14 protein-coding genes and 1 pseudogene are annotated in these 20,353 nt (G+C 64.7%); 9 read left to right on the plus strand and 6 right to left on the minus strand.

Annotated features, from left to right (window positions below):
- Window positions 1-46: 46 nt before the first annotated feature.
- Together IP65_RS06930 and IP65_RS06935 are read right to left on the minus strand one after the other, a co-directional pair.
- A pseudogene (locus IP65_RS06930) lies at window positions 47-1,174 on the minus strand (Ca2+-dependent phosphoinositide-specific phospholipase C).
- Window positions 1,174-3,834 (minus strand): TonB-dependent receptor, encoded by a 2,661-nt coding sequence (locus IP65_RS06935; RefSeq protein WP_082349832.1) that lies wholly within the window; start codon window positions 3,832-3,834, stop codon window positions 1,174-1,176. Before IP65_RS06935 ends, IP65_RS06930 begins: the two are co-directional and overlap by 1 nt.
- 348 nt (window positions 3,835-4,182) lie before the next feature.
- Here IP65_RS06935 and IP65_RS06940 point away from each other — a divergent pair, with 348 nt between their 5' ends.
- The 6 genes from IP65_RS06940 to IP65_RS06965 all read left to right on the plus strand — a co-directional run bounded on the left by IP65_RS06940 (window position 4,183) and on the right by IP65_RS06965 (window position 12,038).
- Window positions 4,183-4,692, plus strand: coding sequence for an RNA polymerase sigma factor (locus IP65_RS06940; RefSeq protein ID WP_211183156.1), 510 nt, complete (start codon window positions 4,183-4,185; stop codon window positions 4,690-4,692).
- Window positions 4,689-5,696 (plus strand): FecR family protein, encoded by a 1,008-nt coding sequence (locus IP65_RS06945; protein WP_022674544.1) that lies wholly within the window; start codon window positions 4,689-4,691, stop codon window positions 5,694-5,696. The genes IP65_RS06940 and IP65_RS06945 overlap by 4 nt, the downstream gene beginning before the upstream one ends.
- A gap of 159 nt (window positions 5,697-5,855) precedes the next feature.
- A complete protein-coding gene (locus IP65_RS06950) occupies window positions 5,856-8,975 on the plus strand; it encodes a TonB-dependent receptor (protein ID WP_231627585.1) in 3,120 nt (1,039 codons plus the stop codon).
- Window positions 8,976-9,088: 113 nt separating this feature from the next.
- Window positions 9,089-10,639, plus strand: coding sequence for a tryptophan halogenase family protein (locus IP65_RS06955; RefSeq protein ID WP_022675900.1), 1,551 nt, complete (start codon window positions 9,089-9,091; stop codon window positions 10,637-10,639).
- A 21-nt stretch (window positions 10,640-10,660) separates the two neighbouring features.
- Window positions 10,661-11,377, plus strand: coding sequence for a SapC family protein (locus IP65_RS06960; RefSeq protein WP_022675901.1), 717 nt, complete (start codon window positions 10,661-10,663; stop codon window positions 11,375-11,377).
- A 10-nt stretch (window positions 11,378-11,387) separates the two neighbouring features.
- The gene (locus IP65_RS06965) at window positions 11,388-12,038 is read left to right on the plus strand and encodes a DUF6445 family protein (protein WP_054131175.1); all 651 of its coding nucleotides are present in this window, start codon (window positions 11,388-11,390) and stop codon (window positions 12,036-12,038) included.
- A gap of 18 nt (window positions 12,039-12,056) precedes the next feature.
- On the opposite strand, the gene chrA is transcribed toward IP65_RS06965, so the two are convergent.
- Window positions 12,057-13,367 carry a chromate efflux transporter gene (gene chrA, locus IP65_RS06970; RefSeq protein WP_022675903.1) on the minus strand — a complete coding sequence of 437 codons (1,311 nt, stop codon included), beginning with the start codon at window positions 13,365-13,367 and terminating at the stop codon, window positions 12,057-12,059.
- A 144-nt stretch (window positions 13,368-13,511) separates the two neighbouring features.
- A complete protein-coding gene (locus tag IP65_RS06975) occupies window positions 13,512-14,180 on the minus strand; it encodes a hypothetical protein (protein ID WP_022675904.1) in 669 nt (222 codons plus the stop codon).
- Window positions 14,181-14,319: 139 nt separating this feature from the next.
- On the opposite strand from IP65_RS06975, the gene IP65_RS06980 reads away from it, so the two are divergent.
- The 3 genes from IP65_RS06980 (at window position 14,320) to IP65_RS06990 (ending at window position 18,332) form a co-directional block, all read left to right on the plus strand.
- A complete protein-coding gene (locus IP65_RS06980; protein WP_022675905.1) occupies window positions 14,320-15,564 on the plus strand; it encodes a GTP-binding protein in 1,245 nt (414 codons plus the stop codon).
- Between the two features lie 149 nt (window positions 15,565-15,713).
- Complete coding sequence (locus IP65_RS06985) at window positions 15,714-16,412, plus strand: VIT family protein (protein ID WP_054131281.1); 699 nt, start codon at window positions 15,714-15,716, stop codon at window positions 16,410-16,412.
- A gap of 189 nt (window positions 16,413-16,601) precedes the next feature.
- A complete protein-coding gene (locus tag IP65_RS06990; RefSeq protein ID WP_054131176.1) occupies window positions 16,602-18,332 on the plus strand; it encodes a phospholipase D-like domain-containing protein in 1,731 nt (576 codons plus the stop codon).
- 22 nt (window positions 18,333-18,354) lie between these two features.
- Here IP65_RS06990 and IP65_RS06995 read toward each other — a convergent pair whose 3' ends face one another.
- Together IP65_RS06995 and IP65_RS07000 are read right to left on the minus strand one after the other, a co-directional pair.
- Window positions 18,355-18,969, minus strand: a complete 615-nt coding sequence (locus IP65_RS06995) for a response regulator transcription factor (RefSeq protein ID WP_054131177.1) — start codon at window positions 18,967-18,969, stop codon at window positions 18,355-18,357.
- Window positions 18,969-20,339, minus strand: a complete 1,371-nt coding sequence (locus tag IP65_RS07000) for a histidine kinase (protein WP_054131178.1) — start codon at window positions 20,337-20,339, stop codon at window positions 18,969-18,971. Before IP65_RS07000 ends, IP65_RS06995 begins: the two co-directional genes overlap by 1 nt.
- Window positions 20,340-20,353 lie beyond the last annotated feature (14 nt).

Below are 20,353 nucleotides of genomic sequence, written 5' to 3' on the forward strand. Positions count from 1 at the left end.
CACCGCGATGGCACAAGTGCCCGCGCAGTGCCATGCCCGAGAGATGTCAGGGCGCCAGAGTGCAGCGTCCGGCAACCCGCACCGGATTGCAGCGCGCCATGGTGCCGCCCGGCAAGGTTACCACAAAGCCAAGGCCCAACGGATCGGGCGCGCCGGGATAGTAATCGGTGCTGATCGCCTGGGCGCCGCTGTCCTGCGCGGCACGGGCCTTGGCCAGATCGTGGGCGCGCGCCTCTTGCGTGTTGGCGTCGGTGCGGGTGCGCACGATCACGCCGGCCTTGACCAGTGCCTTGATCCGCGCGCCATCTACCAGCGGGTCTTGCACGATCTGGATCGCGCTTTCCGGCTGGCCATCGGGATACTAGCCAAACATAGGCCGCCCGCGCAGCGACGGATGCCCCGCGCGATAGGCGTCAGACACCGCGGGCCGCACATCGAACAGGATGAAGATGCGCCCGCGCGCCGCCGCCAGCGTGGGCCAGCCACGGCGATGCACCGCATCGGCCAGCGTGCTGGCGTTGCCGCGCACTTCGTCAGGCGTGATCAGCCGCCGCCCCGGCAGGGCCTTGCGGATTTCCCCGTCCAACTGATCGAGCAACGCGGCATTGTCGAGCGGCAGCGGCTGGGTGGCCAGGCGGTTGTCGGCACTGTCGGCCGCGTTGATCGTGATCATGATCGGCAAGTGGCGCGGATGGGCGCGTGACCAGCGATCGATCTCGCCCAGGCAGCTGACCAGCGTGGGACACACCGCATGATAATCGATATCGGGAATGTGCAGCACCTTGAAGCCCGGCCGCACCATCACCGCCGGGTCAAACCCCTGCCCCTTGCCCTGCTGATCTGCCGGAAGCAGCGCTTCTCCGGCCGGGTGGGCATAGCGCCCGCCGGCCGGATCGGCGAAGATATCGATCTCCACCTGGCGCACCCCGGCATCGAGCTGCGCGGCAAGCGGCAGGTGATAGTAATCCAGCGCCTGCGCCAGCTTGGCATCACGCGCCCGCAACTGGGCCATGATCGGCGCCGGAATCTGCGCCTTGAAGCTGTTGTGCGAACCAACGACCTGAATGTCGTTCATCCGCAGCGGCGCGTCCGCCGCCCCGGCCAGAGCCGGCGCCAGCAGGGCCAAGGCCCCACCGAGCACCAGCCTGGCGCCTGTTGCGAAAGACCGCCGCATCAGAATTCCGCCCGCGCGCCGAACAGGATCGTGCGGCCGTAATCGTTGATTTCGCCAAAGCGGATGGTGCGGTCGTTGTAGGTATATTGACGCGCCTTGGCGATGTTGATCGCTTCCAGGCTGAGCGTGACATTGTCGGTCACGCACACCGCGATCGAGCCATCGAGCGAGCCGAACGCAGCGGTATAGACCGGCGCCTGGGTGGTGCTGCCCGTGTTCGACAGATAGCGATCGCGCCAGACATAGGACAGCCGCGTGGACAGCGGGCCCTTTTCATAGAAGCCCACCACGTTGAAGCTGTTCTTCGACAAGCCGATCAGCTCGTTGACGATCGGGCGCGAGCCGGCGGTGTAGTTCGCCTCGACCGAGGTGCGGGTGTACGAGGCCTGCAGCCCCAGCCCATCGAACGGCGCGGGCAGGAACGTGAACACCTGGTGATAGGCCGCTTCCAGGCCATAGACCTTGGCATTGCCGCCATTGACCTGGGTGCTCAACTGCACGGTGCCGCGGCCGGGAATGTCGATCGGCACGTTCTGCTGGGTGATGTAGTTATCCATCGCCTTGTAGAACACCGCGCCCGTCAGCGAGCCGGTCGGGTTGAAGTACCATTCCAGCGACCCGTCGAACTGGGTGGCCAGGAACGGCACCAGCGCCGGGTTGCCGCCGCTCGCCGTGGGCGCGTCGGTCGACACGGTGATGCGCGGCGCACTGTCGGTCACGTTGGGACGGGTCAACACCCGGCTGGCGCTAAGGCGACCGATCAGGCTGCGCGAAAATTCTGCGCGCAGGTTGAAGCTGGGTAGAAGGTTGTTGAAGGTCTTGGGGAAGCTGACCGGCGTGGTCGTGCTGCCGCTGCGCAGGTTGCCGCTCGCCACCTGGTCGGTGTGGACATAGCGCACGCCCAGATTGCCGGTGATCGCGACGCCGCCGATGGCAAAGGTGTAATCGGCGCGGGCATAGACGCTGGCGATCTTTTCGGTGGTGTGGAACGAGGCAGCAAGGTCGGCAGCCGTCAGCGCCGAATTGCGCACCGCCGGCGTGAAGAACGCATTGAGATAGGCGCTGGTCACCGGCACCAGGAACTGGCGCGGGATATTGCCGCCCAACCCTTGCAGGTAATCGTCGAACGGCAGCTGCTGATAGGCGCCGCTGCCCAGGCTAGTGAGCGGCGTGCCGGCGGCCGGGTTGACCAGGAAATCGCGGCGCGAATAGTCGCGCTTGCGGAACTGGTATTCGCCGCCGGCTGCCAGCTTGGAGATGAAACCGCCCAGATCGCGCGCCACGTCGGCACGGCCGTAGAAGTTCCAGTCCTTGCTGTTCTTGGGCGCGATGTTGAATTGATAGAGCTGGTAATTGGCCGGATTGGTGGGATCGACCGTGGTGGTGAAGGTGGGCACCGCCTTGTAGCCGCCCGTGGCGTCATATGTCAGCGGGGCAAAGAACATTGCGCGGCTGCGCACGGTGCCCACGTCATAGCTGGGGTGATAGCTGTGGGCATAGGACCAGTTGGCCAGGCCCACCACGTGCCAGCCATCACTGTCCCACGTCTGTCGCAGATTGGCGTTGAACAGGTCGTGGCGGTTGAGGCTATATTCGCGCGAGGCCATGAAGCGCACGTCGTTGATCGTGGCCTTGACCACCGTATCGCCATCCAGCACCACGCTGCTCGGCACCAGCACCGGCTTGTGGCCCGCGACGCTGCTGTCGTCGGGATAGATATCCAGGCCGAACTCGTCATAGGCCACGTCCAGCCGCGTCGCCATGAGGTTGAGGGTGGTCGTCGCCTCGGCACTGGGGCGCCATTGCAGCGAGAGCATGCCGGAAATGCGCTTGCGCTTTTCGGTTTCCACCGTGGGGCGCGTGCGCGTGGGCAGGTAATAGCCGCTACCCAGGGTGGAGGCGAAGCGATCCTTGTACCAACCGAAGTTCAGGAAGCGGTCGTTGCGCACGTCCTTGGCCCAATACTGGGCCCCGGCGAGCACGCCGAACGTATCGTCCTTGTTCACCCAGCTGGTGATCAGCGTGGCGTTGGGGCGCACGCGATCGGTCTTGCTGGTATAGGTGCCGCGCAGGTTGAGCGTGGTCTTGGTGCCCACGTCGAACGGTTCAAACGTCTTGACGTTGATATTCCCGCCCAGCGCGCCTTCGGTCATGTCAGCGGTGGGCGTCTTGACCACGTCGATGCGCGAGGTGAACTCGGCCGGCAGCATTTCAAAGCGGAACTGCCGCCCCGCCGCGCCGCCGTTTTCGATCACTTCGTTGACGGCCACCGGGCTGCCGTTGAGCAGCGTGTTCTGGAACTGCGGCCCCAGCCCGCGCACGCTGACATACAGCCCCTCGCCACGCGGCCGGGTGATCGCCACGCCGGTCACCAGTTGCAGCGCCTCAGCCACGTTCTGGGTGGGGAACTTGCCGATATCGGTCGAGGCGATGGAATCGACCTGGAACGCAGCCGTGCGCTTCACCTGGGTGGCCGCATTCAAGCTGCGGGCATAGGTGCCGGTCACGACGATTTCCCCGGCATCGGCCGCCGCATCCGCTGCGGCTGCGACAGGTGCGGGTGCCGTGGCCGGCGCGGCTTGCGCCATGGCTGGCAAAGCCAGGGCGAGGTTCGCCACAAGCGATGCCGACGATACAAGTGCCAGTTTGGTGATGCGCATTATGATTGCCCCGAAGAACGTTTATCGTTTCGGGGGCGGCCCTAGGCGGCAATCATGACGCTTCGCGGTAAGACCCGTGACGGATTGATGAATATCGCAAATATGTGCAACATCGCGTCTTCTAGGCTGATCTGGCCGGGCCAAGCGCCAGCGTTTTTTGCGGATATCGCCGGATCGGCGCTATCGTCGCGAAATATTTTGCCGCAAGCGGAAGGAAATGGCGCCGGCCGGTCTCTAGGCCTGTGAAAGAGGGAAAACCCAAAGCCGATGGAGGATGGGACGGGACCGGATCTGCGAGCGCAACTCGAGCGTCGCCGCGCCTTGGCGCGATGGGTGGCGCAAGAGATCATGCCGCACGAACCGCGCCTGCGGGCATGGTTCGTGAAGCGGCGGATTGCGCCCGATGTAGTGGATGAACTCATGCAGGACGCCTATTGCCGCATCGCCATGCTCGATACTGTCGACCATATCGACTGCGGGCATGCCTATTTCTTTTCTATCTGCCGCAACCTGCTGGCCCGCCGGCTCAAGCGCCAGGTGATCGCCCCATTCGAGGCGATCAGCGAGATTGAAAGCTATCGCGACACCGGAATGCCCACGCCCGAGGAGCAGGTCGCCACGCGCATGGCGTTCGAGCGGGTGCGCAGCCTGTTGGCGCAATTGCCCGAACGCTGCCGCCGCATCGTCGAACTGCGCAAGTTCGAAGGCTGGTCGCAAAAGGAAATCGCCGCGCATATGGGGATGACCGAAAAGGCCGTCGAAAAGCAGGTGTGGGTGGGTGTGCGCGCCATCCGCGAAGGCTGGGACCGGCTTGAACGCGAGCCCGAAATGCTGCCCACCGGACGGAGGGCGTCATGACCACAACCAGCCCCCTTACCCCCGCCGATCGTGATGCCGCTGCCACTTGGGTGGCGCGCATGGACGATGCTGCCGCTTGGAGCACCGCCGACGAAGCCGCACTGCAAGCCTGGCTGGCAGGCGATCCGCTCCGCCATGGCCTCCTGCTGCAGGTACAGGCCGCATGGGAACTGCCCGGCGTGGTCACCCCGCCGGCCGCGCCCGAAGCGGTCGATAGCGCGCCAGGTGATGACGCGATCGAGCCTGCCAACGATCGCGGCGCCTGGGCACGGCGTGGCGTGCTGGGCGGCCTGGTGGCAGCGGGTATCGCCGGCGCGGCCGCCACGCGCCTGGTGCTTGCCAATGGCGCCCAATACGTCACCCGCCTGGGCGAGATCCGCCGCGTTCCGCTCGACGATGGCTCGGTCATGACGATCAATTCCGATACCGCGCTCAAGGTCAATCTGGGCCAGCACGCGCGCGAGGTGGAACTCGATCAGGGCGAAGCCTGGTTTGAGGTAGCCAAGGATGCCAAACGCCCGTTCGTCGTTGCCTCTGGCCCGGTGCGCGCCCAGGCGATCGGCACGGCCTTTTCGGTGCGCAAGCGCGAGGAAGGGGTGGAAATCCTGGTGACCGAGGGCGTGGTCGAAACCTGGTCTGCCGCCGATGCCACCCAGCGCCTGCGCGTGGTGGCGGGCGAGCGTGCCATGGTCAACGCCCGCGCCCTGGTGCATTACCAGGCGAGCGAAACCGCACCGGTCGACCGCGCGCTGGCCTGGCGCAACGGCATGATCGATCTCAACGGCACCACGCTGCGTGAGGCGGCTGACGAGTTCAACCGCTATAACCAGCGGCAGATCGTGATCGCCGATCCCGAAGTCGCGGCCGAGCAGTTCGACGGGCTGTTTCGCATCGGTGACCCAGACGGCTTTGCCCAGACACTCAAGGCGACGCTGGCCGTGAAGATCGATGTCAGCGATCCGCGCACCATCCGTATCGAACGCGCAGCCGAAACAGGATTCTAGAAATAAATTTTCACAATCGAAGAAGGATAATCGCCAGAGCATGTCTCTAGGCCAACACAGATCGAAATGATCTGATGCGTAATGAAATCCTGATGGGAGGGATATATGACAACGACCACACTGCGTGGCGTTCTTTTTGCGACGACTGGCATTGCCTGCATGGCAACCATGCCCGTTGCCGCACAGGCCAACACCGAACTTCGCCAATTCGCCATTCCGGCGCAATCGGCCGAAACCGCCATCGGTATCCTGGGCCATCAGGCCAATGTGCAGATCATTGCCTCGCGCAAGGTCACCCGCGCGGTGCGCACCAACGAAGTGCGCGGCCGCCTTACCGTGTCCGACGCGCTTGAGCGCATGTTCGCCGGCACCGGCCTCGCCGCCCGCCAGACCGGCCCCGCGACGTTTGCGGTAATCGCCCGCCCGCTGTCGAACCGCGCGCCGCTTGCCACGCAAACCGTTGCCCTGGCCAGCCAGGCCGCCGCGCCAGAACCGGCCGCCGCGCCCCGCCCGGCCCCAGAAGCACCCGCCGCGGCAGAGCCCGAGCCGCAGGCGATCATCGTCACCGGCCTGCGCGCCAGCCTCGACAGTGCGCGTGGCATCAAGCGCGCATCGTCGGGCATTGTCGATGCCATTTCCACCAAGGACATCGGCAAGCTGCCCGATGCCAACCTTGCCGAATCCCTGCAACGCATCACCGGCGTTTCGATCGACCGCTCCGGCGGCGAAGGCGCCTTTATCACGGTTCGCGGCTTTGGCCCGGAATTCAACACGGTTCTGGTCAATGGCCGCCAGGTGGCCACCCCTACCGACCCGAGCCAGGCCTCGGGTCGGGCCTTTTCGTTCGATACGCTGGCGTCGGAACTGGTTTCGGGCGTGGAAGTCTACAAGTCGTCCACCGCGCGCTATCAATCGGGCGGTGTCGGTTCGACCGTGAACATCAAGACCGCGCGCCCTTTCGACTACAAGGGGCGCAAGTTTTCCGCGACAGTTGACGGCAACTATGACGGCAACGCGCGCAAGATAGCGCCAGACGCCTCGTTCCTGTTTGCCGACACGCTGGCCGATGGCAAGTTCGGCATCCTCGTTTCGGGCAGCTACCAGCATCGCTTTACGCGGCTGGCGCAGGCGCAGACCGACGGCTGGCTGGTCAACCCGGCGGTGCCGGCGGCAGAGGTGAACGGCGGCAAAGGCACGATCAGCGCCAACAATCCGCAGGGCAACATCTTCATCCCGCAGAACTACGACACCAAGGTGACGCGCGAAGACCGCGAACGCATTGGTGGCACAGTGGTGCTGCAATACCGGCCCAGCGATGCAGTGACGATCACCGCTGACGCGCTCTATACCAAGTTCACCAACAAGACCGAAACGCGCTCGTACGGTCACTGGTTCACCGCCTCGAACCTGACCGACGTGGTGACCGATGCCAATGGCACCGCAACCGACCTGACCCAGGCCAGCGGCATCGCCACCGACTTCCACTACAAGAAGTTCGACAAGCGCACCAACACCCGCGAATTCGGGCTCAACCTGGAATGGAAGGTCACGCCCAACCTCACCGCCTCGTTCGACGGCACCTATTCGCTGGCCAAGGAAGACCCCAACGGCGGGCAGGAAGCCTATCTGGCGCTGCTTGGGTATCTTACCGGCTCGTCGCGCTATCAGTCGGATGGTTCGGTGCTGCCCTGGCAGACCGAAACCCTGCCCACCTTTGCCAATCCCGCCAGCCCTTGCGGCAGCGCAGTGACCAATTCGGGCCAGCCGGGCAGCACCACCCCGGTGGGCGCCGGACAGCCGATGTGCCAGCACGTGATGCTGCTGCGCGGCTATGGCATCCGCGACAAGGTCACGCAGGGCCGGGCTGATTTCGCCTACAAGGGCGATGGCAGCGAAGGCCTGGTGAACGCCAACTTCGGCCTTTATTACTCGCGTGACCGAAAGGATACGTCGCTCTATTCCAACGATGGCGGCACGGGCTGCACCACCTGCGGCTATAACGCGCCGGCTCCGGCCGGGGTGCCGATCACCACGTTCAACGCCGGCAGCGGTTTCCTGTCAGGCCTGAGCGGCGCCAACCGCCTGGCCACGCAGTGGCTGACGTTCGATGGCCCCACGCTGTTCAACGCGATCACCGCGCAGCAGCGCGTGACCAACCCGAACTTCACCTTTGCGCCGCCCCTGGTGAACGACACGATCGTGACCGAACGCGTGCTGGGTGCCTATCTCGAAACCGAGTTCAAGGGCGATGTCGGCGGCCGGCCGCTGTCGATCGTGGCCGGCGTGCGGTTCGAGGATACCCAGACCAGCGTCAACGGCCTGGCCACGGCCTATACCGGCCTGGTCAAGCTGGCCAACGACCAGACTCAGTACGGTTCGGCATCGTCTGGCACCACCCGCACGGAGGGCAAGGCGCATTATCTCGACGTGCTGCCCAATATCGCGCTGAAATGGCAGCTGACCGATGCGGTAACCCTGCGCTTTGCCGCATCGCAGACGATCACCCGGCCGACGCTGGAACAGCTTTCGCCGGTGACCACGCTGGTCACGCTGCGGCCCGGCAACTTTGCCGCCAGCCGTGGCAACGCCGATCTCAAGCCGTTCAAATCAAGCAATCTCGATTTCTCGGCCGAATACTATTACGCGCCGAGCAGCTACATCTCGATTGGTGCTTATCTCAAGAGCGTCAACAACTTCATCGTGTTGAACCAGACCACCGGCACCGTGGCCAACGCTTCTGGCGGCCCGCTGCTCGATCCGGCGACCGGCCTGCCGGCGCAGTTCACGGTGACCGCGCCCGTCAACGGCCAGGATGCCACGGTCAAGGGTATCGAGGCGGCCTGGCAGCATACCCTGGGCAACAGCGGCTTCGGCTTCCAGCTCAACGGCACGCTGGTCGGCTCCAATCGCAAGCTCGATACCCAGAACCTGGCCAACAAGTTCGCGCTGACCGGCCTGTCCAACTCGGCCAACGCGGTGCTGTTCTATGACAAGAACGGGATCGAAGCGCGCGTGGCGTGGAACTGGCGCGACCGGTTCCTGCAATACCTCGCCCCGCCGCCGCTCAATGGCGCGGGCCAGGCGGTTACCCAGGTTCGCCCCTATTCACAGATCGATGCCAGCGCCACGTATCACGTTACGCCAGAGTTTTCGGTCTTTGTCGAAGGCGCCAACCTGACCAATTCCCGCACGCTGAAATATGCCTATTATACCAACCAGTTCCTCTATGCAGAGGATTCGGGCCGGCGCTTCAAGTTCGGGGCACGGGTCAACTTCTAAGGCAAACCCGTGTAGCATCACGGGATGAACAAAGGGGGCGCGCCACGGGAAACTGTCCGTGCGCGCCCCTCCTGCCCGGGAAACCGGGCACACACGACGGGAGATACATGGCAATGTCCGGCACGTCGCCCCGCGCGATCCGTTCGGTCTGCATCGTTGGCGGCGGATCGGCCGGCTGGCTCACCGCCGGGCTGATCGCCGCACGCCATGGGCGCGATCTTGCGGTCACGCTGGTCGAAAGCGTCTCGCGCGGCACGATCGGCGTGGGCGAAGGCACTTGGCCAACCATGCGCAACACCTTGCGCAAGATCGGCATTGCCGAAACCGATTTCATGCGCGCGTGCCATGCCTCGTTCAAGCAAGGCGCCAAGTTCGCCCGCTGGCGCACCGGCGCGGCGGATGATTTCTACTATCATCCGCTGGTCTTGCCCGAAGGGTTTCCCGATCTTGACCTCGCGCCCTATTGGAACAGTGCCGCCCAGGGCAACGGCAATGGCGGGCCTTCGTTTTCCGATGCCGTTTGTTTTCAGGAATACCTGTGCGAACAGGGCCTTGCGCCCAAGCTGATGACCTCGCCCGATTACGCCGGCATTGCCAACTATGCCTATCATCTCGATGCGGTGAAGCTGGGTGAGCTTCTTGCCACGCATTGCACCGGCAAGCTGGGCGTCAACCACATCGATGACGAGATCGTGGGCGTCACGCGGCGCGACGATGGCGATATCGCTGCCGTCATCGGCCGCGACAGCGGCGCGATCGCTGCAGACCTGTTTGTCGATTGCACCGGCTTTTCCTCCCGCCTGCTGGGCGAGGCACTGGAGGTGCCGTTCATCGACCGGTCCGATGTCTTGTTCATCGATCGCGCCTTGGCCGTGCAACTGCCGGTAGAGGAAGACAGCCCGATCGCTTCGCACACCATTTCCACCGCGCAAAAGCATGGCTGGATCTGGGACATCGGCCTGCCTACCCGGCGCGGCATCGGCTATGTCTATTCCAGCCGCCACGCTGGCGCCGATCGCGCCGAGGAAGAACTCGCCGCCTATGTCGGCCCCGGTTTTGCCAAGCTGACCCCGCGCGAAATCCCGATCCGTTCGGGCCATCGCGCCCAGTTCTGGAAAAACAACGTGGTCGCGGTGGGGCTCGCGGCCGGTTTCCTCGAACCGCTGGAAGCATCGGCCCTGGTGCTGATCGAGCTATCGGCCGATTACATCGCCACCAGCATGCCCGCCACGCGCCAGGCGATGGACTTTGTCGCCCGCCGCTTCAACAGCATGACGCGCTATCGCTGGGATCGCATCATCGAGTTCCTCAAGCTGCACTATGTGCTGTCCGAACGCAGCGACACGGCATTCTGGCGCGACAACCGCGATCCCGCCACGATCCCGCAAGACCTGCAGGATCAGCTCGAACTCTGGCGCGACACGCCCCTTGGCGAGCACGACTTTGCCAGTGCGCACGAGATGTTCCCCGCTGCCAGCTATCAATACGTGCTCTATGGCATGGGTTTCCGCACCCGGCCCCGCGCCGGCCAACTGGCGCAGCGTGACATGGCCGACGATGCCTTTGCCCGCAACGCTGCGATGAAGCGCAAGCTTGGCCAGATGATGCCCACCAACCGCGCCCTGCTCGACAAGCTGGCGCAGCACCGCTTTCCGCCGCTCTGAGCAGAGACGAGACGAACCACGATGAAGCTTGCGCAACTCACCCGCACCGACCACGCCGATCTCCGCATCGATCCCGCGCGCGCGGCGGCCAGCGCCGCCACCGTTCACCTCGTGCCGTTGGTAGCCGACGAAATCCGCACCGTGGCGCGCCAGTTCCCGGTGTTTCTGGCCAAGGACGGGGAAACCGGCGCGTTCTATCCTGCCGCGCTGATGGGGCTTGAGCCGCACGAAAACCTGTTCTGGAACGGCAGCACGATCGATGCCGATGTCCTGCCGCTCAACCTGCTGCGCCTGCCCTTCTTCGTGGGGGGCGAAGGGGCCGAGGCGGTGATCTGCATCGATACCGAAAGCCCCGCAATCGATCCGGCCGGCCCCTGCCCGATCGTCACCGCCGAGGGCGGCGAAAGCGACTATTTCCGCTCGGTCCAGGCGATCCTGGGCCGCCTGGTGCAAGGCCAGGAGCCCACGCGTCGGCTGGTTGATCTGATGCTCGAACACAAGGTCGTGCGCGAATTCAAGCTGGACCTGGCGTTTCACGACGGCAGTACCAGCCTGCTGACGGGCCTTTATGGTATAGACGAGGTTGCGCTCGGCCGCGCCCGAGATGGCATTGCCGATTTCGCCGATCTGATGATCATGGCCGCAATGTGCCTGTCGCAAGACCATGTCGGCGCGCTGGTCCGGCGGCGCAATGCCCGCCTGGCCGCGCAGGCCGACTGGTTCACGCCCGGCGCCTGAAAGACCGCCGATGCCGGTCCAGCCTCCGATCCGCCTGGGCCGCGAGGCTGTCCCGCTGTGGATCATCGACGATGCCTATCCCGCGCCGCAGGCACTCCATGCCGCAGCCGCCGCAGCCAGCCTGGCCGCCACCACGGACGACCTTTACCCCGGCGTGCGCGCGCCAGCGCCGGGCGCCTGGACAGACTGGCTCAATCGCGCAGTCCAGGCCTGGCCCGGCCTGGAACAGGCGCGCGTGCTGCGCGCCGATTTCGCCATTGCCACGCGCGATCCATCGGCGCTTGCCCCGGTGCAGCGCATCCCGCACTTTGACGATGCGGACGAGACGATCATGGCCGTGGTGCACTATCTGTGCCATCCGCCCCATGGCGGCACCAGCTTCCACCGCCAGCGCGCCACCGGGTTCGAACGGGTAACCAAGGCACGCGCGCCGGCCTGGCGCCAGGCGCTGGCCGCCGATGCGGCAAGGCACGGCCTTCCGCCCGCGGCCTATCACACCAGCGACACCGCCATGTTCGAACGGATCGGCGCTGCCGCGCTGCGGCACAATCGGCTGATCGTCTATCCTGCCAACTGCCTGCACTGCGGCGACGTGGCCGGATCATGGGCGAGTGGTGACCGCCTGACGATCACTGCCCTGCTGCGGATCGATCCGGCATAGCCTTACCCCACTCGCCAGTCAGGCAAGAGAGAGCAGCCATCCGCCGAGCGCGGCGACGCCCAGGGTGGCGGCGACGTTCCATTTGCGGCCCAAAATCAGCCAGGCAGAAGCCGCCACCAGCAAACCGGCCCGCACGTCAAAGCTGCTCAGAACCGGCACGTTCAGCGCCAAGGGCCCGATCCGCACGGGACGGAGCACCGCAAACAGCACCTGCAGCGCAAACCACGCGCTGAGGTTGGCGATCACCCCAACGATGGCCGAGGTGATCAGTGCCAGCCCTCCCTTGAGCAGGCGCGCATGTTCGAGCCGCTCTATCCACGGCGCCAGGGCAAAGACCCACAGAAAGCATGGGGCAAAGGTGACCCAGGTGGTCAACCCCGCGCCCAGTATCCCGGCAAGCAGCGGCGTGAACGGGGCCGGCGCGCGAAACGCGGCGAGATAGCCGACGAACTGGGTAACCAGGATCAGTGGCCCCGGCGTAGTTTCCGCCAGGCCCAGCCCGTCGGCCATCTCGGCCGCGCTCAACCAGTGCTGCGCGCCAACGGCCTGCTGCGCCATGTAGGCCAGCACGGCGTAGGCACCACCAAAGGTCACGACGGCAAGCTTGGAAAAGAACAGGCCAATGCGCCACAGCACATGGTGCGGCCCCAACAGGGCGAGAACCGCGATCATCGGCGCTGCCCAGGCGGCGGCGCCGATGGCGATCGACCACAGGCTATGCGCCCAGGGACGCGGCGAACGGGGCGGAAACGGCGCTGCCGTTCCCAGGCCCAGCCAGGCGGGCCGATAGCGCGCCACCATCGCGCCCAGCCCGCCGCACCCGATCACGACAAGGGGAAACGGTGCGTTGAACAGGAACAGCGCCAGAAACGCCAGGGCGGCGACCGCCTTGCGAAACGGCGTGCCGAGCGCCCGCCCGGCGACACGGGCCAGCGCCTGCACCACGATGGCCAATACCGCCGCCTTGATCCCCAGGAATACTGCCGCAAACCACGCCAGTCCGGCGGCAGAGGCATAGAGGATAGACAGCGCCAGGATTACCAGCGCCCCGGGGATCACGAACAGCAAGCCGGCGGCCAGTCCGCCGCGAATGCCGTGCAGCTTCCACCCGATCCAGATCGCCAGTTGCTGCGCCTCGGGCCCGGGCAGCAGATGGCAGAAATTGAGCGCGTGCAGATACTGATCCTGGCTGATCCACTTGCGCTGCTCGACCAGTTCACGGTGCATCAGCGCGATCTGCCCGGCCGGGCCGCCAAAACTGAGGCAACCGATCCGCGCCGCCACGCGCACCAGTTCATGGAAATCAGGAGGAGAAGACGTCTCGTTCATGGCCAGGCCAACACCTTTTGCGCCCACGAAACCGCAGGCGAGCGAAAGGCAACGCTTGGGCTCGCGCCTGACCGGGAGGTCGCACGGCCCCGGTTACCTTGGCCTAATCCATGGGTTCGGCCAAGGCAACCGGGGCTGCAAAGGTCAGGGCTTTTTCGGTGCCACCGCCTCACCAATCTCATGCGCCTTGCGGCCCACGATCGCGTCAGACTGGCGCGCTGCATCCAGGAACATCTCTTGCGATGCCACGGCATAGTTGCAGCCCACGAACAGACTGTCGCTGGGCGCGGAATGCGGTGCTTCACCGCCAAAGGCCTTGGCCAGCATCGCCGCCATGGCATTGCCGGTCGGTTCGAACGCGCCCAGCATCGGCCCGCTTTCGGGATCGATGAAATGATAATACTGTTCGGTCGCCTTGATCGGCGCACGCTCCAGGTGGTGTGCTGCGATAAACGCCTCGGCCTTTTTGCGCGGCCACAGCGTTACCACCCAGTTCTGCATGAAATAGACGCGGTCGACCGGCTCGCCCAGCAGCATCGCCGGCTTAGCCAGGGTATAGCCATACAGGCCGAGCATGCCCTCGGTCTGCTTGTCATCCTTGATTTCGTGCATCCACGGCGGCGCATCGCCAGCCAGGAACAGCGCCCCGGCAAACGCCTCGAGCGCATCGCGCGAACGGCATGACAGCGCATCGCCCAAGGTCTGCGGGGTCAGCGGAACGTCGCCATCGGCAGTTTGGGCCTGCACCGGGACAGGCGCAAACCCGGCAAGCAGGAGAGATAACGCGGCGGCAAGATAAGGCATCCGTTTCATCGGGTTAGTTTGGCGGCGGCGACGGCGATAGGCAAGTGGGCACCGCCACCATTCACCGAGCCCTGGCCACAAACCACGCTTGCGTCCTTGCGAAATAACCTGGATGATACATTATATCATGATTCGCAGGACAGAAACGATGACCGATCCCACCGCTATGCCCCCCGTCGTTGACTCCCGCCTTCCCGTCACCGTGCTGTCGGGCTTCCTTGGTGCGGGCAAGACTACGCTGCTCAACCACATCCTCGCCAACCGCGCCGGTCTGCGCGTTGCCGTCATCGTCAACGACATGTCGGAAGTGAACATTGATGCCGACCTGGTGCGTGGCGGTGAGGCGGCCCTGTCGCGCAGCGAGGAAGCGCTGGTCGAAATGACCAACGGCTGCATCTGCTGCACCTTGCGTGATGATCTGCTCCACGAAGTGCGGGCGCTGGCGCAAGCCGGGCGGTTCGATTACCTGGTGATCGAAAGCACGGGCATTTCCGAACCGCTGCCGGTTGCCTCTACCTTCTCGTTCCGTGACGAGGCCGGCATGTGCCTGGGAGACGTGGCGCGGCTCGATACGATGGTTACGGTGGTCGATGCCATCAACCTGCTCAAGGATTACGCCAGCCAGGATTTCCTGGCCGACCGCGGGGAGGCGCTGGGCGACGAGGATGACCGCAGCCTGGTGGGCCTGTTGGTTGAGCAGATCGAATTTGCCGACGTGGTGGTCATCAACAAGGCGTCGGCCGTGACACAGGATCATCTACAACTGGTGTGCAAGCTGGTGGCAAGCCTCAATGCCGATGCCCGCATCCGCATGTGTGATCATGGCCGGATAGAACTTGCCGATATTCTCGCCACGGGTCTGTTCGACGAAGAAAAGGCGGCGCAGCATCCGCTGTGGGCCAAGGAACTCTATGGCTATGCCAGCCACGTTCCCGAAACCCAGGAATACGGCATCGAAAGCTTCGTCTATCGCGCACGCCAACCGTTCGATCCCGCCAGCTTCCACGCCTTTCTGACCACCAACGGCCTCGATCAGGTGGTGCGCGCCAAGGGCCATTTCTGGCTGGCGACCAGGCCGGATTGGGTCGGTGAACTGGCCGTGGCCGGCAGCCAGACGATGACCGCGCGGATGGGCCGCTGGTGGGGCAGCATTCCCAAACAGCAATGGCCTGCCGACGATCGCTTCGAACAGTTTGTTGCGCAGCATTGGCATGCGCAGTGGGGGGATCGACGCCAGGAACTCGTGTTCATCGGCATCGGCATGGACGAGGCCCGCATCCGCCGCGATCTTGATGCATGCCTGGTCCCGGCTCAGGCCTTCACCCCGGATGCATGGGCAACGCTGCCCGATCCCTTTCCCGCCTGGGGGGAAAGCATGGCCATGGCCGATTAAGCCCTGCCCCGCGCCACAATTGGGGCGTGACAGCAGCCTGGAACGGCGACAAGGTAAGGGCGTTTTCCCGCCTATTGCCGTGTGCCGCTCGCGTCTGTCCAGGCATTGCGCAGGGCAACCTTGCTGACAAAGGAAACGTACCTGTGGCGATGACCAAGCAAGCGGGCCGCGAATATCATCTCGTCGACCGGATCGGATGGCTGCGCGCCGCGGTGCTGGGCGCCAACGATGGCATTCTTTCCACGTCCAGCCTGATCCTGGGCGTCGCTGCGGCCGGCGGCACGCGGTCCAGCGTGCTGATTGCAGCGCTGGCGGCCCTGGTCGCGGGGGCGATGTCGATGGCTGCGGGCGAATATGTCTCGGTCAGTTCGCAGCATGATACCGAGCAGGCCGACCTGGCGCGCGAGCGGGCCGAACTGGCCGCAGACTTTTCCGGCGAACTGGAAGAACTGGCCAGCATCTATCGCGGGCGCGGCATCGATGACGCAACGGCGCATATCATCGCCCGCGAACTGATGGCCAAGGACGCGCTCGCCGCGCATGCCCGCGACGAACTGGGCATCACAGTTGCCAATACGGCCCGGCCGATCCAGGCCGCATTCACCTCGGCAGCAACATTCACCTTTGGCGCCGCCATGCCGGTGCTGATCGCGGCGATCGCGCCTCGTGCATGGCTGATCCCGATCGAAATCGTCGGCTCGCTGCTGTTCCTGGCCGTGCTCGGTGCAATCGGTGCCGTCACCGGCGGCGCCAATGTATGGCGCGCCACGGCCCGCGTCACGTTCTGGGGGGCGCTGGCGCTGGCCGTTACGGCGGGTATCGGCCGGTTGGTGGGCACAGTAGTCTAAGCGCGTCAGCAGCGCGGGGCCGTGATGAAAAGGTGACGATTACCTGACCAGTCGTTCCGGTCAAAATCAATGCATTGATCAATACATTCCACGCCGGCGCTATTTATTGCCCCATATTTCCAGATTCATGATGTTCTGATTCGCGATCTGAATATTACTGTGGACTGCGAATAGGGCGGGGGACAGGGCATGCGGGTCACCACGGAAACGGGATTTCTTCGGCTGCGGGCCATTTCCGGCACGCGCGTGGTTTTGCTGGCGATCGATATTGCCGAGCAGGCGCGCGACGGACTGCTGGGCTTTGCCATTGCCCGGCTGGAAAACGGGGAACCGGTCTGGCTGCAAGGGCGCAAGGTCTTTGCCAGCGTGGAGCCAAACCCCGATCCGGCCGAAAGCTATCCCAGCAACCGCTACCCGATCCAAAGCCTGATCTGGTCAGACTTCAACGCCGCCCCCGGCCAGGACATCACCTATCGGGTGCATCCGGTGTATGGACCGGTGGCGGCCGTCACACTGGGCGATGCTGCCGAGATTACGATAACGACGATTGACCCGACGGCCGGCGCCCACGGCATCTATTTCAATTTTGGTGCAGTCGCCTCCCAGGCGTTTGCCGAAACCTTCCACAACCAGAAGCCGCAGGACGAGGACGATCCCGCCGACCGCGAGGTGCAGTGGCTTTCGCGGGGGGCGTTGCAGGCGGCGCTGGATTTCATCGCCAAGGCGGCAGACGGGGATTCCCTGCGCGTTGCGGCCTATGAATTCACCTATACCCCCATCCTCAAGGCGCTGCGCGCGGCGGCCGCGCGCGGTGTGGACGTGCGCATCGTGCACGAGGCGGGAACCGAACTTGACGAAAAGACCCACACACAAGTACCGACAAGCGCAACAACGACCGCCAAGAACGCGATCGAACGGCTCGGCCTGGCCAACCAGCCCAACCTGCGGCTCATCAAGCGCACGCGCCGCCGCAATATCCCGCACAACAAGTTCATCGTGTGGCTGCGCGGCGGGGAAGCCGTGGAAGTGCTCGCCGGATCGGCAAATTTCACCGCCTCGGGCTTCATCGGCCAGACCAACGTGGTCCATATCGTGCGCAACCGCGATGTCGCGCAAGACTACCTCGATTACTGGACCGAGCTATCGAAAGACCCGACAACGCCGGAACTTTCCACCTGGACCCAGGCCAAGACGCCACAGGACGATCTCGATGCGCTGACGGCGCCGCCTGGCATCACCACGTTCTTCTCCCCACGCAAGAACGACGTAATGCTTGCCTGGTATGCCGATCAGATTGCCGCCGCGACCGGCACGGTCATGTTCACCGCCGCCTTCGGCGTGAACAAACTGCTTGCCGCGCAGTTCGGTATCGATCGGCCATTCGTGCGCTTCATCCTGCTGGAGGATGAGCCGGACAAGCTGCTGAAAGCCAAGATGGCGCAAGACCGTGACGTGGTGGCGGCCTATGGGTCCATCCTGGGTGACTATGCCAAGAGCAAGAAGGTGTTCCCACCCTCAAGCCTCGACGCGTGGTTCCTCAAGGAAGAGTTGTTCCGCAAGCAGGGGTACGTGTTCTTCATCCACACCAAGTTCCTGCTGATCGATCCCTTGGGAGACAATCCGCTGGTTTGCACCGGATCGGCCAACTTTTCGACATCATCGCTGGAAGCCAACGACGAGAACATGCTGCTGATCCGCGGTGATACCGATGTGGCCGACGTCTACCTGACGGAATTCGACCGGATCTTCCGCCACTTCTATGCCCGTCAGGTGATCGACCGCCTCGCTGCCGAAGGCAAGCCGCTGACCGAAGCCAAGTTCCTGGACGAAAGCGACGGCTGGCTGGGCGAGTACACCCAGCCCGGGCGTCTCAAGACCAATCGCCAGCGGCTGTTCTTTCCCAACTGGCCAGAGCGATGAACCGTGCCACGCTCTGGCAGATTCAGGACAGGCCGGCTTCCAGCGCGATGCGCAGCAGATCGGCGGTGCGCACCACGCCCAGCTTGCTTTTGATCAGGCTGCAGTTGTTGGCGATCGTCTTGTATCCCAGCCCGAGGATATCGGCGATTTCGCTCAGGCTGCGCCCGGCGGCCAGGTGGCGGAGGATTTCCAGGTCGCGCGGCGCCAGTTGTGCCAGGGTCGTGGCCGGGACATAGGCCTGGGTCACCAGTTCCTGGGCGATTGCCTGTTCGACATAGCGTTCCCCCGCCGCCACCTTGCGAATGGCGAGCAGCAGTTCATCGGGCGACGCATTCTTGCTGACATAGCCCTGCGCCCCGGCGTTGAGCGCCCGCGCCACATAAAGTGGGTCGGCGTGCATCGACAGCACGAGGATCGGCGTCGCGCCGATCTGGCGGTGGCGAGCGACCAGTTCGATCCCGCCGAGTTCCGGCAGGTTGAGATCAAGGATCACCAGGTCGAGCGTGTTGGCCCGCGCGATTGCCAGCCCGTCGCGCCCGGTCGCCGCCTCGAACACCTGTGTGCCCGGCGTCATCATCAGCATGCGGCCAAGTCCGGCCCGCACGATCGCGTGATCATCAACCAGCAGAATGTTCATCACGCCTGCTCCTGCCCGTTTGCCGCCGGCACTGCGTGGATCTGGCACGGCAGTTGCGCACGCACCAGCCACACCGCCGCAGCGGCTTCGCGTCCATAGGCCAGTTGCCCCCCATGGGCTTCCACCCGCTCGCGCATGCCCAGCAGGCCCAACCCGCCACTGCGCGATGCATCGGGCGCGGCCTGTGGTACGCCGTCGTTTTCGATCCGCACGGTCAAGCGATCCGGTGCTTCGTGTGTAAGCGTGATGGCAATGCGGGCGGGCCGGGCATGGCGCATGGCATTGCTCAAGGCCTCCTGCACCACGCGGTAGGCGACCTCGGCCGTGCTTTCATCCAGTGCGGTTTCGGGTAGATCGAGCGCGAAGGCTATGTCCCCGCGCCGTCCTGCCCAGAACGCCACGAGATCCTTGATCGCCGCCGCGAGGCCAAATTCGGTAAGCCGCGCCGGGCGCAACCAACCGAGCAGGTCTCGCACCTGCCCCTGCATATGCACCACCGCCTGCTGGATTTCCTGGGCATGGCGGATCGCCTCTGCGGGCTTGCCCGCTTCGCACAGCTGCGCCAGCAGTGCGGCATCGAGGCCCACGGCAAACAAGCGCGGGCCGATCTCATCATGCAGGTCACGCGCGATTTCGGCGCGCTCTTCCTCTTGCAGGCGGACGATCTGGTCGCCCAACTGGCGGTTGCGCCGCATCGTTGCTGCCAGTTGCCCGGTCATCGCATTGAACCCGCGCTGCAACAGGCGCAATTCCGGTGGCCCCGCCTCTGGCACGGCGGCGGCATAATCGCCCTGCCCCACCTTGGCGAACTGTTCACCCAGCAAGACCAGCGGGCGCAGCCCCGCCCCCACCGCCAGCCAGATCAGCACGCCGCCGATCAAGGCAACCCCGGCGATCACCTTGAGCATGGTGAACGCCTCGTTCCAGGCCGATCGCGCATCAGACTGCGGCGTGGGCGTCAGGACCAGGCGCAGGCCTGGTGCCAGACCCTGTCCCGGCGCATCGGGAATGGGCAAGACAACCGCAGCCGCCTCCACTTCCACAAGACGGCCAAACCAGGCTGGCGGTGGCGCCTCTCCACTGGGACGCGAGGTGAGCAGGGCCTGTCCCTGCCGATCGACCACCGCCATGCGCACATGCCGATTGCCATCGAAGGCGTGGACGAGTTGCCGCATATCGCGGAGCGAATGATCGGAGCGAGGCAGGTCTTCGAACGTGCCGCTGGCGGTTTGCCGCGCGCCCGCCATCGCCGCGCGCAGTTCGGCAGCCAGTTCCTGGCGAACCTGATAGCCCACCAGCAGCGCGCACAGCGTCAGGCTGGAAGCCAGAACCAGGGTGATAAGCAGGATGACGCGCAGACGCAGAGACATGGTTCACGCCGCCT

It is taken from the genome of Novosphingobium sp. AAP1 (assembly GCF_001295765.1).
In the GTDB taxonomy this organism is placed as follows: domain Bacteria; phylum Pseudomonadota; class Alphaproteobacteria; order Sphingomonadales; family Sphingomonadaceae; genus Novosphingobium; species Novosphingobium capsulatum.